We start from the raw sequence: 13,824 nt of genomic DNA, 5'->3' as shown, positions 1-13,824 counted from the left end.
CCTCAGCCTTTCCGGCTATTGAGGAACCTCAGGCCCAGCAGGCGGTCGCAGCGCAGTTGATAGTCACGCACATAGACCAGCACGAGGTAGTCGTTCTCCGTTTGGAAGTGCGATCCCTCCAGTAAGGCGAGGTCGGGTGCCGTGGCCCCGGTGGGCAAGAAAGCATAGGCATAGTCGAAGTAACCCTGCTTCACCAGTACACGCAAGGTATAGGCCTTCTTATGGGCATCCCAGGTGCAGCGGAACTCCTTCTTGCACTGGAAGTCACTGACAGCACCGTAGATATAGACATCGCCACCGGTCAGTTCGGCGCTGCGGGGCAGGGTGAAGTCCACATAGATGTGATCGGCGCTGAGGGGATCATCTTGGTACAGATCGTTGCGCACCAAGTACTTTCCATTGATGTCCGGCAGGTCCAGATAGACCTTGAATTCGCGTTTTTCATCCGGTAACAGGATGGCCTCCTCCAGCCCTTCCGGTGAGGTGATGTACCGGTTCACGCGAAGCGTGGAGTAGCGGGTGCTCTTCAGGTCCACACCGCGCCATTCGTTACCACCGGGGAAAACGCCTTCCTTCGGTTGGTCGTAAATGAGCTCGGAATCGCGGATGAACTTCGGCTTGAACCCGGTACGCACATCGTCCCAACGCATGTTCTGGAGCACGGCCACTTTCAGGTCGGTGAACGGGTCCGGCACGGAGATCCCGGGGTATCGCAACGTCAAGTCCAGTTGTTGATCCATGTCGCGCTGCTCTATGTCACGTGTGGGCACGATACCCGCATCGATCTGCACCCGGTTCTCGAAGACCAGGAAGCGCCGGGTCAGGATGAGGTCGTCCTGATCATTCTCCCGATAGACCTTCAGGATGTAATTCCCGGCAACCGATGGCTGCATCATTTCGTTCGGGAACTCCAGCTCGTATTCCAGATAAGGTTTAAGTGTATTGAAGCTTTGGCGGGGTGAGGGCACAAAGTCCGTCGGCATGCCATTGATGTACTGGCTGGGGGAAAGGTCGCTGGGCTGCCAGTCGGCGTTGCAATGGACCACGGTGAAGGAAAGGTTCTCGGCATCCGGGGAAAAGTCGTCGAAGCGCAAGATCAAAGGGTCCGTACCGCCCAGTTCAAGGATCGGTGGGGAGAGTTCAAAACCTTTCTTGAACAATTGCACCGTGTGCACCGTGGGCACGTAGACATGGTCGTCGTTGCGGGACTCCTGCGGGGAGTAGTACTCCTCGCTTCCGCTGACGGCAGGTTGAGTAGTGGTGCAGGCGACAAGGGTGAGCAATAGCATCCACCAGTTGCTCGTGCGGTGGTTCGGTGTCAGGTTCATCGGTACGCAAAGGAAACGCACATGCGGGTAGTGCGGCGGGCGGTCGCCGTGAAGATCCATTGGGGATCGCGCCGGGCGAGCTATTGTGCAGTGCTGCGGAGAGGGAGGGATTGCGCGAGACGCGCTTTCCCAGGGTGGGAGGCTTCGATCGGCGACCTGCTTTGCGGATCCCGCATGAATGCCGAAAGCCGCTTTACTAAGCGAGCTTGGTCGCGTCCTTTGGCATCCATGCCCCCGCTTCGCGGGAGCCGATCGGCGGAGAGGGAGGGATTGCCCGAAGCGGGCTTTCCCGGAGGGGGAGGCTTCAACGCGGCGGCCGCTTCGCGACCTTTGTGGCATCGCCCGCTGCGCGGGGCAGCGTTGGCGGAGAGGGAGGGATTCGAACCCCCGGTACCCTTGCGGGTACTTCTGTTTTCGAGACAGACCCGATCGACCACTCTGGCACCTCTCCGGGATTTCCTTTTGGCTACTTGATCAAGCCGCCATCGAAGGGCGGCAAATATAGCCGGATGCAGCGTGCAGTGCGAGCAATTAGCCGCACCTGTCGGAAATGGGATGCAAGTCCGGTGGAGATGAACATCCCCACGATCGGTTAACCTAATGCCCGTGCCCGGCCTTGGCCTTATCCGCAGCGTTGGCCCCGTCCACGAGGAAATAGCCTATGAAGATCATGGTCACCAAGGCGACGAAACTGACCAGCCCTTTCACCTCACCGACATCCTCGGTGCTCAAGATGGAGGATTGGAAAGGAATGAGGAATGCCAATAACCAAAGCGCGTAGCCAATGATCTTGCGTGTGTTCATTGTTCAAGTTATGCCGGGGCAAAGTAATGAGGATGTTCGGAATGCGCGACTTCATGCGCGTGGCGGCACTAGTTCCCTTGTCTTCCTCCGGTTCACTTGCGCTGTGCCATGGGGATATAGTCGCGTGCGGCCGCACCGGTGTAGATCTGGCGCGGACGGCTGATAGGCTCCTTGTTCTCCACCATTTCCTTCCATTGGGCGATCCAGCCGGGCAAGCGGCCCATGGCGAACATCACGGTGAACATCCGTGTGGGGATGCCGATGGCGCGGTAGATGATGCCGCTGTAGAAGTCAACGTTCGGATACAGCTTGCGTTCGATGAAATAATCGTCCTTCAGCGCGATCTCCTCCAGTTGTCGGGCGATGTCGAGAACTGGATCTTTCACACCCATTTTGCGCAGAAGTTCGTCGCTGCTCTTCTTGATGATGGTGGCGCGCGGGTCGAAGTTCTTGTACACCCTGTGGCCGAAGCCGAAGAGACGGAACGGGTCGTTCTTGTCCTTGGCCTTGTCCACCCACTTCCGGATGTTGCCCCCGTCGTTACGGATGGTCTCCAGCATCTCGATCACCTCCTGGTTGGCCCCGCCGTGCAATGGCCCCCACAGCGCTGCGATGCCTGCGGAAACGGCGCTGTACAGGTTGGCCTGTGAACTGCCAACCATGCGCACGGTGCTGGCGCTGCAGTTCTGCTCGTGGTCCGCATGCAGGATCAATAGCTTGTTCAGGGCGTCCACCACGACCGGGTCCGCGGTGTATTCCTCCGTGGGCAGCCCGTACATCATGTGGAGGAAATTCTCCACGTAGCTCAGCTTGTTGTCCGGGTACATGTACGGATGCCCCAAGTTGTTCTTGTAGCTGATCGCGGCCAGCGTCGGCATCTTCGCGATCAAGCGGTAGATCGTGCGTTCAACGTCCCTGCTGGGCCGGTTGGGCGATTGGCTCTTGGGGTAGAAGGTGCTCAGCGAATTGATCATCGCTGAGAGGATGCCCATGGGATGCGCATTGCTGGGGAAGAACTGGAAGCCGTGCTTCATGTCCTCATGCACCAGCGAATGGTAGCGGATGTTTCCCTCGAATTCCTCCAATTGCTTGGCGTTCGGAAGTTCGCCGTTGAGGATCAGGTAGGAAACTTCCAGGAATGACCCCTTCTCAGCCAATTGCTCAATGGGATAACCCCGGTAATGAAGGATCCCCTTTTCTCCATCAAGAAAAGTGATCGCGCTGGTGGTAGCACCGGTATTCTTGTAACCGAAGTCCAAGGTGATGTGCCCCGTCTCCGCACGCAATTTGCTGATGTCGATCGCTTTCTCTCCCTCGCTTCCCTCCACAATGGGGAATTCATAGGTCTTGCCCTCTAAAATGATCTTCGCGGTCTCGCTCATCTGCTGCTTACGGTAATATGACTGGATCTTGAATGTCGCGAATTTAACGCACAGGTGCGCTCATTGGGCGGCCTTTGGGGATTTTAGCGCCTGATGCCCGGCGGTGCTGATCGTTGATGGGGAACGGCGGAACGCAACAAGGGCCGCCCAAAGGGGCGGCCCTTGCCGACAACGATCCGTAGGACCTTAGTTAGAGGTCGGTGCCATGGGGCTGGTCGCTTTCACCGGCGAGGTCGGGGCCGGAGTGGCAGAGGCCTTCACTTCACCCTTGATGCGGATGATCTTGGTCGGGGAATTCAAGGAGTTGCTGGTGATGGTCACCGACTTGTTGATCGGGCCGACGCGCTCGGTGGCGTACTTCACCGTGATCACGGAAGAGGCGCCGGGAGCTATAGGGGCGGTATCGCACTTGGGAACGGTGCAGCCGCAGCTGCCTTTGCAGTTGCTGATGATCAAGGGCTGATCGCCGGTGTTGGTCACTTTGAACTCGCATGTGCCGTTGGCACCTTGGTCGATGGTGCCGTAGTCATGCACCTCCTTGTCCAAGGAGATCATGGGGCCGCTGCCACCGACGGTCGTGGTGTTTTCCTGAGCGAACGCTCCGAGTACGAGGACACTGAGGCCGAGTGTTGCGATGAGCTTTTTCATTCGTCGTTTTTGGTTGATTTCGTTCTTGTGGCACAAAACTATGGGGAGGGCTTCGGGAGGAACTGCCTTTAACCTATCCTTAACAGCTCTGCACCTCTTTCACTGTTGAGGGAGGCTGTTGCAACTTTGATGCCATGACCGACCATCGAACACCGCGAAAGGCGCTCATGCTATTGCGGGAGGCCCTGGCCGGCGGGGACAAGGACTTTACGGCGATGGGGCTGCGGCGCGCCGTGGTCCTGCTCAGTATCCCCATGGTGATGGAGATGGCCATGGAGTCGTTGTTCGCCTTGGTGGACGTGTTCTTCGTGAGCCGGCTCGGTGTGGAGGCGGTAGCCGTGGTGGGCCTTACCGAAGGGGTGATGATGTTGATCTATAGCATCGCCTGGGGCTTAGGTGCCGGGATCACGGCGGTAGTGGCCAGAAGGACCGGGGAAAAGGACAGGGAAGGGGCGGATGTGGCCGCCGTGCAAGGCATCCTTATCGCCTTGGCCATCGGAGCGCTCTTTGCCTTGCCCGGCCTGTTCTATGCGCAGGATGTGCTCCGGTTGATGGGGGCTGCGCCAAGCGTCCTGGAATTGGGCACACCGTTCATGCGGATCATGCTGGGATGCAACGTGGTGATCCTGCTCATTTTTGGCATGAATGCGATTTTTCGGGGGGCGGGTAACGCGGCGCTGGCCATGCGGTCATTGTGGGTCGGCAATATCATCAACATGGTGCTCGACCCCCTGCTGATCTTCGGTTTGGGACCCGTCCCCGCAATGGGTGTCACCGGTGCGGCCTTGGCCACCGTGATCGGGCGGGGATGCGGCGTGTTGTACCAATGTTGGCATCTGTTCAATGGCCGGAGCCGTGTGATGATCGCCCGGAGGCATATGAAAGTGGCGTGGTCCGCGCTTTGGAACATCATGCGGGTATCCGCCGGGGCGACGGCGCAGTTCCTCATCGCTTCGGCCAGCTGGGTGTTCCTGGTCCGCATCGTGGCCGGCTTTGGAAATGATGCCGTGGCCGGCTACACCATCGCGGTGAGGCTCATCGTGTTCGCCCTGCTGCCCGCATGGGGCATCGCCAATGCCGCTTCCACGCTGGTGGGCCAGAACCTCGGTGCCAAGCGCCCGGACCGGGCTGAGCGGAGCGCATGGTTATGCGGCCATTACAACATGTTCTACATGGTGAGCATGGCGCTGCTGTTCATTGCATGTGCGCCATGGGCCATGGGACTCTTTTCCCAGGTCCCAGCTGTGGTGCTGGTCGGGACCCAGGCGCTCCGCATCGTTTGCCTCGGCTACTTCTTCTATGCGTATGGGATGGTGCTATCGCAAGCCTTCAATGGTGCCGGCGATGCAATGACACCGGTGTGGCTCAATCTCGTCTGTTTCTGGCTTGTGGAGATCCCGCTTGCGTGGTACCTGTCGCGTTGGATGAATGCGCCCGAGGGCGTTTTTATCGCCATTGCCGCCAGTGAAAGCTTGCTGGCCATTTGCTGTGTTCTCGTCTTCCGGCAAGGACGCTGGAAGTTGATGCAGGTGTGAGGCCGGAGGGGCTGGGTTTTGGCGCAGACGCGCTGAGGCGCGGAGAATACAAGATGGATCCCGGTAGGAATTGGAAAGGGGCCTCACCCCCCAACGCGTAACGAACAACGGAACTTCCTCACCGACACCTCTTATCCGCCTACATCATACCGATCTGCGGCACTGCGCCTGAGCGAAGCCGCTTCGGCGAAGCGCATCAGCGTTCCATCAACAACGGGTAACGCGCCAACTCGCAACCCGAAACCAGTTCCCTGTCGCATTCTCTGCGCCTCAGCGCCTCCGCGTCCTTTACTCAACTCTTCCTTTTCAGCTTCGGCCTGCCGTCCGCGTACCACTTGAGCACGGTGTCCAAGATCTGCTCGATCTTCCGGCTGTCCGCCCAGGTACCGCGGAAGATCAACTTGCCATCGGCATCGATCACATAGGCACCGTTCGGCACGCGGCCGTATGCGTTCAGCACTTTATTGTCTATGCCATCGACCAGTACCGGCAGCTTGGTGAGCTTCGCGAATTCCGTGGCGTACGCCATCTTTTGTGCCATCGTCTCCGGTGCAGGGTACGCACTGTAATTCTTGTGGTCGCCAGGGTGAAGTTCCTTGCCATAGATCACGAACAGCTCCACTTGGGCCGTGTCGTACTTCTCATTCAGCTTGTCCCAGAAAGGTAGTTGCGCGCGGGCAGGCGGATTGCTGATGCTGCCGAACATGAACGCCCGGACCTTACCCTTGTGCGCCGCCAAGTGGTAGGGAATGTCCGTTCGAACTTCCGGAAGCGTGAAGTCATGCATGGTGGGAACCATGTTGCTGCCCTCGCTGTACTCACGGATGTCGGCCACGGTGGCCCGGATCATCTTGTCGAAGTTCATTCGCCACATGCTCACTTCACCCCGCATGGTCTTGATCTCTTCCTTCGTATAGCCGTTCAGGTAGAAGTCCAGATCGTCATTGAACCGGATATCCCCGGCGACGCTGAAGGGCGTCGGATCCCAGTTTTGGACCTGGGCTGTTGCAGGCGCTGCCAGCACCAGAAGGAGATAGATGATCCCGCGCATGTGCCCAAATGTAGATCGCCGATATTCGGGCCATGGCACGCACGGTATTTTCACTCTTAGTGGCGCTCCTCGGGTTGGCGCTTTCAGCCCAGACCTACACCAGCTGGTTCACCGGGAATACCACGGATCTTGCCGTGGAGCCGCTGGGCGGAACCTGTATGATGGGCGGTGCCAGTGAGTTCGATCCCGCGATGCAATGGTTCCTCGACCGGGCCAACGGCGGTGATGTGCTCGTACTCCGTGCCTCCGGCTCCGACGGTTACAACGATTACATGTACAGCGACCTCGGAGGGGTGAATTCCGTGGAGACGATCCTGTTCAACGGTGCCGCCGCCGCTTCGGATCCGTATGTGCTGGAGCGCATTTCAAAGGCGGAGGCGATCTGGTTCGCGGGCGGCGACCAATGGAATTACGTGAGCTATTGGCGCAACAGTCCCGTGATGGCCGCCATCAACGATGCTATTTCACAACGCCACATCGCCATCGGCGGCACCAGCGCGGGCATGGCCATCCTAGGTGGTTGCTATTTCAGCGCCCAGAATGGATCGGTCACTTCCGCGGAAGCGCTGAGCAACCCCTTCAACACCTACATGACGGTGGATTGCGCGCCATTCCTGCAAGTACCCTTCATGGCGAACACGATCACGGACACGCATTACGACAACCCGGACCGTCGCGGGCGGCACTTCACGTTCCTCGCCCGCATGGCGCAGCAGGGCGACAGCGCGGCTTATGGTATTGCCTGCAACGAGTATGTGGCGGTGTGCGTGGCCCCGGACGGCATTGCGCACGTCTATGGCGAATACCCGCAGTACCAAGAGTTCGCCTACTTCCTGCGGATGAACTGCGTATCACCGTCCACCCCCGAGAGTTGCGTTGCAAGTATGCCGCTCACATGGGACCGCAACGGCATGGCCGTGAAGGCCTATAAAGTGCCCGGACTTTCGGACGGGGCCAACTGGTTCGACCTGAACGACCACTATAGCGGCCAAGGTGGCGCGTGGGAAGATTGGAGTGCCGTGGCCGGAAGTTTCATCACGCAGCCGGGAGATGCGCCGCCCTGCGGAGCCACGGGCATTCAGTTCCGGGAAAGAGCCGTTCCTGTGATGGAATGGGATGCGGTCTCCGGTCGCGCCAAGGTGGTGGGCTTGGTCCCGGGATCCACGTTAATGCTGTATGCCGTCGATGGCAGGAACGTTCAACAGGCCACGACCGACGGATCGGGAAGATGCAGCATGGCTATTCCCGCTGACGCTTCCAGCATCTTGTTGCTACGGGGAGAAGGTCAAGAAGGCCAGCGCGTGTGGAAGATCGTGCATTGATCCACGCGGAAAGAGAGTGATACCCACTACTTCCGCTGGCTCTTGAAGTTCTTCTGGAATTCCGGGAACTCCTGCTTCTCGTTCAGCTTGTCACCGAAGTACATCAGGATCGGCTCGATCTGTTCGGGCGTATGGTAGCCTTGCACCGGTGCCAGTACTTGGCCGTCCTTGCCCATGTACACGATGGTGGGGTATGCCACGCGACCGTTCACCGGGGCGATCTGCATGGTGAGCTCATGGGTGCCGTTCCGTGAACCCTTCATGGCCGGGTTATAGCTCGGATTCGTGTAGGTCTTGCCGTTGAACAGGACGGATCCATCGCCTTCCGCGTTGAATTTCACCGGGTGGAAATGGGCGTTGATGTATTCCGCTGTCTGTGCATCATGGAAGGTGTTCGCGTCCAACATCCGGCATGGGCCGCACCAAGATGTGTAGACGTCGATCAACAGGGGCTTGCCGTCCTTCTGGGCGGCTTTCTGGGCTGTTTCAATATCCGTCCAATGCACCAAGGCATCGCTGTGGTCCTGAGCAAAAAGGGCCAGTGGGGTCAAGCAAAGGGAGAAGAGGAAAGTGCGCATTCGGGGGATGTTTTCGGGTGCTGATCGGCCAATACCGTGCCGGAAATCCAGGATGGTGCAAGTTCAATGGACGCCTTTCATCAAGCGGCGTACGACCGGGGAGATCGCGATCAACACCACGCCGGCGATGAGCGCGTAAATGGCCAGTTGCTGGTAGCCACCGGTGTAGGCCACAAGCTTGGACAGGTTGGAGACGTCCGGGTCCGCAGTGCTCATGCCCGCGCCCAGCAGGCCGGCCACGTACTGCCCGTAAGCGCTGGCCAGGAACCACATGCCCATCATCAGGCCTTGGATAGGCTGCGGGGAGAGTTTGGTCATCAGCGAAAGGCCGATCGGCGAAAGGCTCAACTCACCGAAAGTGATGATGAAATAACCCAAAATGAACACGTCCAATGAGGTGATGCCGTCCGCGTCCGCGAAAAAGATGGTGGCATAGAACGCATAGAAGGCACCGGCCAACAGCAGGAAGCCGATACCAAATTTCACCACGGAGTTCGGCTCTAACTTCCGCTTGCTCAGCCACAGCCAGAGCAGCCCCACCAGCGGCGCGAAAATGATGACGAAGAGCGAGTTGGAGCTGTTGTTGATCACGTTCGGGTCCATGGGGATGAAGCCGAACAGCGTGTGGTCGAGGTTGTTCAAGGCGAAAATGCTCAGCGACCCGCCCGCCTGCTCGAAGAAGGCCCAGAACAAGATGGAGAAGAGGATGAACACCATCGCTGCGCCCAATCGTTTGTTCTCCTTCGTGTTGAACTTCCGCATTTCCCAACCCAGATACACCAGCGTGGCCGGGCCGATGATGTACATGAACAGGTCCGTGTAGTGGGTGTTGGTGACCAGGATCAGGATGAAGGGAATGGCGATGAGCGAACCGATATAGACGGCGATCTCATACATCTTGCGCTTGTTTGCCGGCATGTCCGGGTGCAAAGGCGAAAGGCCGATGGGCCCCAGGCTTTTCTTGGTGACGAAGAAGTTTATGAGGCTGATCGTCATCACGATGCTCACCAGACCGAATGCGAGCGGCCAGCTGTGGTACTTGCCCACCCAGATCATCAGGACACCGCCCATTAGCGCACCGAGGTTGATGCCTGAATAGAACAGGCTGAAACCGGCATCACGCCGGGGGTCGTCCTCATGGTACAACTGCCCCACCATGGTGCTGATGTTCGGCTTGAAGAAGCCCGTGCCGATGATGAAGAAGCAGGTGCCTATGTAGAAGAGTCCGGCCGGTGAGAAGGCGATGACCAGGCCGCCGGCGATCATCATCAGCGCGCCCCAGAACAAGGACTTCTGGAAGCCGAGGATCTTGTCCGCGAACACCCCACCGATGAAGGTGAAGGCATACACGAACGCCTGGATCGCGCCGTACTGCAGGTTAGCTGTCTTGTCATCCAGGCCCAGTTGGCTCACCATGAACACCGTGAGCATGCCGCGCATGCCGTAGAAGCAGAAGCGCTCCCACATCTCGCTGCCGAACAAATACCAAAGCTGGCGCGGGTACTTGCCTTTGAAGTCGCGGATCTCCTGGAGGGTCTGCATGGGGGGCAGTTGTCGGTTGTTCGTTGTCAGTTGTCAGGTCCGGAACAAGGGATCCGTGCGCGACGGGGCAATTTTACGCATTCCAATTGGGCGTTGCGTGTTAACGAGTTGCGGGTCGCGAGTTGACGTGTTACGAGCTAGGTGTTGCCCCAAGTGTGTTTGCAGAGGTTGGTTGCGTGTGCTGCGGCCCCATACAGCATTCTACATTTTTCATTCTGCATTTAACATTCCACGTCAGTGGATGTTCTTCTCCCGCATCACCGCCTTCAGCCAGCGCAGCATGAAGAAGAGCATCAGCGCGGCAGCAAGTGCCAGGCCGAAGTTCATCAAGAAGAAGTAGCTCTTGTCGTTAAAGCCTTCCCAGAGGCCGCTGAGCATGCCGCTGAGCTTGTTGCCCACCGAGGTGCTCAGGAAGAAGCCGCCCATCATCAAGGCTGTGATCCGTGGCGGGCTCAGTTTGCTCACTAAGGAGAGGCCCATCGGGCTTAGACATAACTCGCCCACGGTGATCACCCCGTAACTCGCTATCAGCCACCAGCTACTGGCTTTGCTCTCCAAATTGTTCGTCGCCATCACCGCGCCCACCATCACCAAAGCGGACAGCGCCGTGATCACCAAGCCGATCGCGATCTTGGTTGGTGTGCTTGGTTCCCTTTTCCGGCTGCGCATAAAGCCCCAGAAGCCCACGATGATCGGCGTCAGCAAGACCACCCAAAAAGGATTGATGCTCTGGTACAGCTGCGTGGAATAGAGCTTCAGGCTTTGGCCTTGGGCAGGTACGTTCTCCGGTGCCATGGTGGCGAAGTACTGCGAACTGTTCGGTGCGGTTTCTGCGCCGTTGTTCGTCACGGTCTCGGCCATGTTCATCTTGTCCGCCACGTTGGAGACGCTCATCGGCATTTCCCGGTTCGTGTAGTCCTTGGCCCATACGGTGAGCGCATCGCCGTTCTGGTGGAACACCGCCCAGAAGATCACCAAACAGCCGAACACCGCCAACAGCGCGCCGATGGGCCGCTTGTCCTCGGCGTTCGCCTTCACGTAGAGGTAGATGAAGAAGGCCACAACCGGTATGCAGCCGAAGATGAACGCGTCGTTGGTGTCCGTGCCCAACAGGTTGCCGGGGATCAGGTAGCCCAGCACGCCAAAGACGAACATCGGGACCAATGTGCTCAGCAGGATCTTGCTGGTGCTCATGTCGCCCGGTTCCAAGGGCTTGATGATGTCCGCATGCTTCACCCATTTGTTCCCGCTGATGAAGACCACCACACCGATCAACATGCCGATGCCTGCCGCCGCAAAGGCGTATCCCCAGCCGTAGTTGATCTGCATGAAGGCCGCCACGAAATTGCAGACGAAGGCACCGATGTTGATGCCCATGTAAAAGATGTTGAAGCCCGCGTCCTTGTTGTCCCGGTACTTGTCATCGTTGTACAGGTTGCCCACCAACGTGGAGATGTTCGGCTTGAACATGCCGTTGCCCATGATGATCAGCAGCAGGCCGATGTAGAAGGCGTTGACATCATGTACGGCCAACGTGAGGTAACCTGCGGCCATCAGCAGCCCGCCACTGATGATGCTCTTCCGGAAGCCGAGGATGCGGTCCGCCAGCAAACCACCGATAAAAGGCGTGAGGTACACCAGACCGAGGTAGGTGCCGTAGATGTCGCTCTTCTTCAGTGCGTCGAAGCCCATGCCCCCGTTCTCCCATCCATCCAGCATGTACAGGCTGAAGATCCCCAGCATGAGGTAATAGCCGAAGCGTTCCCACATCTCGGTGAAGAACAGGACGTAGAGACCTTTGGGGTGCTTGGAGGTTCCGCTCATGACAAGGTGTTAGGAACGCAGATCATGCTGACCTGAGGTGGTGAATGGTGGTTGGCGATTGGTGACTGGACGATCGTACTCACGACTCAAGACTCACGGACTCAAGACTTAATTCACTCCGTGCATGCGCTTCTGCAACCAGCGATGGATCCCCAACAACAGGACCGCTGCGCTGCCGCTCAACACGATGAACACGATGAAGAAGTGGAAGAGGTTGTCGATGGTGAAACCAAGGAACTTTGGGAATACGGTTTCAGCGGTGACCGGTGCTTCGCCCGCTCCGGGCGGGATCAAGGCGCTGAGCGTGCCGGCGAATTTGTTGGCCGCCGCGTTCGCGAGGAACCACGTGCCCATCAGTAGCGATGAAAGACGCAGTGGCGCGAGCTTGCTCACCATGCTGAGGCCGATGGGTGAGAGGCACAGTTCGCCCATGGTGTGCAAGCCGTACAGCGTGATCAACCACCACATGCTGATCTTCGCGGCCGGGTCCACGCCATGAACACCGAATGCGATCACCACGTAGCCCAGTGCTAGCAGACCTAAACCCATCGACATCTTCAACGGGGAGGAAGGCTCCCAGCCGCGCTTGCCCAACCAGCCCCACAGTATGCTGAAGAGCGGTGCCAGCAGGATGATCAATGCCGGGTTCACGCTTTGGAAATAGCTCGCAGGCATCTCCCAGCCGCCGATGTGGCGTTCGGTCTGTGTGTCTGCAAAAAGAGTCAATGACGCCCCCGCCTGCTCAAAGCAAGCCCAGAAGAAGATCACGAAGAAGGCCAGGATGAAGATCACGCTGATGCGCTGTTTCTCCTCATGCACCAGCTTCTTATCGCTGAAGATGACGATCGGCATGGCGATCATGGCACCGTAGATAAGGAAGCCGATCAGGTCGATGTCCGTCTTAAACCATGTCTTGAAGTTCAGGAGCACGAACATCAGGGCCACGGAACCGAGGATGGTAGCCACGGTCTTCATGTCCAACTTCTGCTTCGGCATGCCGATGTGCCCGCCTTTGGCGTCAACGAGGTATTTATTCTTCAAGAGCTCGAAGGTGATGGTGCTGATCACCATGCCGACGCCGGCCGCAAGAAAGCCCCACTTGAAATCGAAGATGCTGCCGGTGTCGCCCAAGCCGCCGCAGATCAATGGGGAAAAGAGCGCGCCGAGGTTGATGCCCATATAGAAGATGGTGAAGGCCCCGTCAATGCGACGGTCGTTCGGTGGGTAGAGCTGGCCCACCATGGTGCTGATGTTCGGCTTGAAGAAACCGTTGCCGATGATGAGCAGGGTAAGGCCCGCCCACATGGCACTGATGCTGGTGGCGCTTTGCGCGGCCTCTGTCACCAAGCTGCCGCTGAAGAAGAGCAGGAACTGCCCCAAGGCCATCAATATGCCCCCTACCAAAATACTTCGTCGATTACCCCAGAACCGGTCGCTGATGTAGCCCCCCAACAAAGGCGTGAGGTACACAAGACCTGTAAAGCTTCCGTAAACATTGGAGGCTTCGGCGTTGCCCATGAACAGCGCCTTGGTCATGAACAGGATGAAGATGGCCCGCATCCCGTAATAGCTGAACCGCTCCCACATTTCCGTGAAGAAGAGCAGGTACAGCCCTTTCGGGTGCGATTCGTTGGCGCTGGACTCTATGTGCGGCGGAGCGGTTTGTGGCATGTGCGGTGGTTTAGAGGCGGGCCAAGATAGTTGGATCAGTTGTTAGTTGTTCGTTGTCAGTTGTCAAGCCGACCTCGCCTGAACAGCGTTCGCAGTGGCAGTCGGACGGCAGTTGTCCGATCACTGATCACCATCCACC

11 protein-coding genes and 1 tRNA gene are annotated in these 13,824 nt (G+C 58.2%); 2 read left to right on the top strand and 10 right to left on the bottom strand.

Features of this window, described 5'->3' with window-relative positions; translation table 11 throughout:
- Positions 1-2: 2 nt before the first annotated feature.
- The 5 genes from IPP95_05965 to IPP95_05945 all read right to left on the bottom strand — a co-directional run bounded on the left by IPP95_05965 (position 3) and on the right by IPP95_05945 (position 4,162).
- Positions 3-1,328, bottom strand: coding sequence for a DUF5103 domain-containing protein (locus tag IPP95_05965; protein QQS73763.1), 1,326 nt, complete (start codon positions 1,326-1,328; stop codon positions 3-5).
- Positions 1,329-1,689: 361 nt separating this feature from the next.
- Positions 1,690-1,779 (bottom strand) — tRNA-Ser (locus tag IPP95_05960).
- Between the two features lie 146 nt (positions 1,780-1,925).
- The gene (locus IPP95_05955) at positions 1,926-2,132 is read right to left on the bottom strand and encodes a hypothetical protein (GenBank protein QQS73762.1); all 207 of its coding nucleotides are present in this window, start codon (positions 2,130-2,132) and stop codon (positions 1,926-1,928) included.
- Positions 2,133-2,224: 92 nt separating this feature from the next.
- Complete coding sequence (locus IPP95_05950) at positions 2,225-3,514, bottom strand: citrate synthase (protein QQS73761.1); 1,290 nt, start codon at positions 3,512-3,514, stop codon at positions 2,225-2,227.
- A gap of 186 nt (positions 3,515-3,700) precedes the next feature.
- Positions 3,701-4,162, bottom strand: coding sequence for a DUF1573 domain-containing protein (locus tag IPP95_05945; protein QQS73760.1), 462 nt, complete (start codon positions 4,160-4,162; stop codon positions 3,701-3,703).
- Positions 4,163-4,296: 134 nt separating this feature from the next.
- Here IPP95_05945 and IPP95_05940 point away from each other — a divergent pair, with 134 nt between their 5' ends.
- Entirely contained in the window at positions 4,297-5,697 is a 1,401-nt protein-coding gene (locus IPP95_05940) for an MATE family efflux transporter (GenBank protein ID QQS73759.1), read from the top strand.
- Between the two features lie 292 nt (positions 5,698-5,989).
- On the opposite strand, the gene IPP95_05935 is transcribed toward IPP95_05940, so the two are convergent.
- Positions 5,990-6,748 carry a hypothetical protein gene (locus tag IPP95_05935; GenBank protein ID QQS73758.1) on the bottom strand — a complete coding sequence of 253 codons (759 nt, stop codon included), beginning with the start codon at positions 6,746-6,748 and terminating at the stop codon, positions 5,990-5,992.
- 32 nt (positions 6,749-6,780) lie between these two features.
- Here IPP95_05935 and IPP95_05930 point away from each other — a divergent pair, with 32 nt between their 5' ends.
- Complete coding sequence (locus IPP95_05930; protein QQS73757.1) at positions 6,781-8,070, top strand: cyanophycinase; 1,290 nt, start codon at positions 6,781-6,783, stop codon at positions 8,068-8,070.
- Positions 8,071-8,096: 26 nt separating this feature from the next.
- Here the strand turns inward: IPP95_05930 and IPP95_05925 are convergent, their stop codons facing one another.
- The 4 genes from IPP95_05925 to IPP95_05910 all read right to left on the bottom strand — a co-directional run bounded on the left by IPP95_05925 (position 8,097) and on the right by IPP95_05910 (position 13,685).
- Positions 8,097-8,648, bottom strand: a complete 552-nt coding sequence (locus IPP95_05925; protein QQS73756.1) for a thioredoxin family protein — start codon at positions 8,646-8,648, stop codon at positions 8,097-8,099.
- A gap of 63 nt (positions 8,649-8,711) precedes the next feature.
- The gene (locus tag IPP95_05920; protein ID QQS73755.1) at positions 8,712-10,190 is read right to left on the bottom strand and encodes a peptide MFS transporter; all 1,479 of its coding nucleotides are present in this window, start codon (positions 10,188-10,190) and stop codon (positions 8,712-8,714) included.
- A gap of 234 nt (positions 10,191-10,424) precedes the next feature.
- On the bottom strand, positions 10,425-12,014 hold the full coding sequence (locus IPP95_05915; GenBank protein QQS73754.1) for a peptide MFS transporter: 1,590 nt from the start codon (positions 12,012-12,014) through the stop codon (positions 10,425-10,427).
- Positions 12,015-12,122: 108 nt separating this feature from the next.
- A complete protein-coding gene (locus IPP95_05910) occupies positions 12,123-13,685 on the bottom strand; it encodes a peptide MFS transporter (protein QQS73753.1) in 1,563 nt (520 codons plus the stop codon).
- Between the last annotated feature and the right edge of the window lie 139 nt (positions 13,686-13,824).

The sequence above is a fragment of the Flavobacteriales bacterium genome, from assembly GCA_016700415.1.
Taxonomy (GTDB): domain Bacteria; phylum Bacteroidota; class Bacteroidia; order Flavobacteriales_F; family PHOS-HE28; genus PHOS-HE28.
Note: the sequence above shows the minus strand (reverse complement) of the source record. Positions and strands in the feature narration are given on the sequence as shown.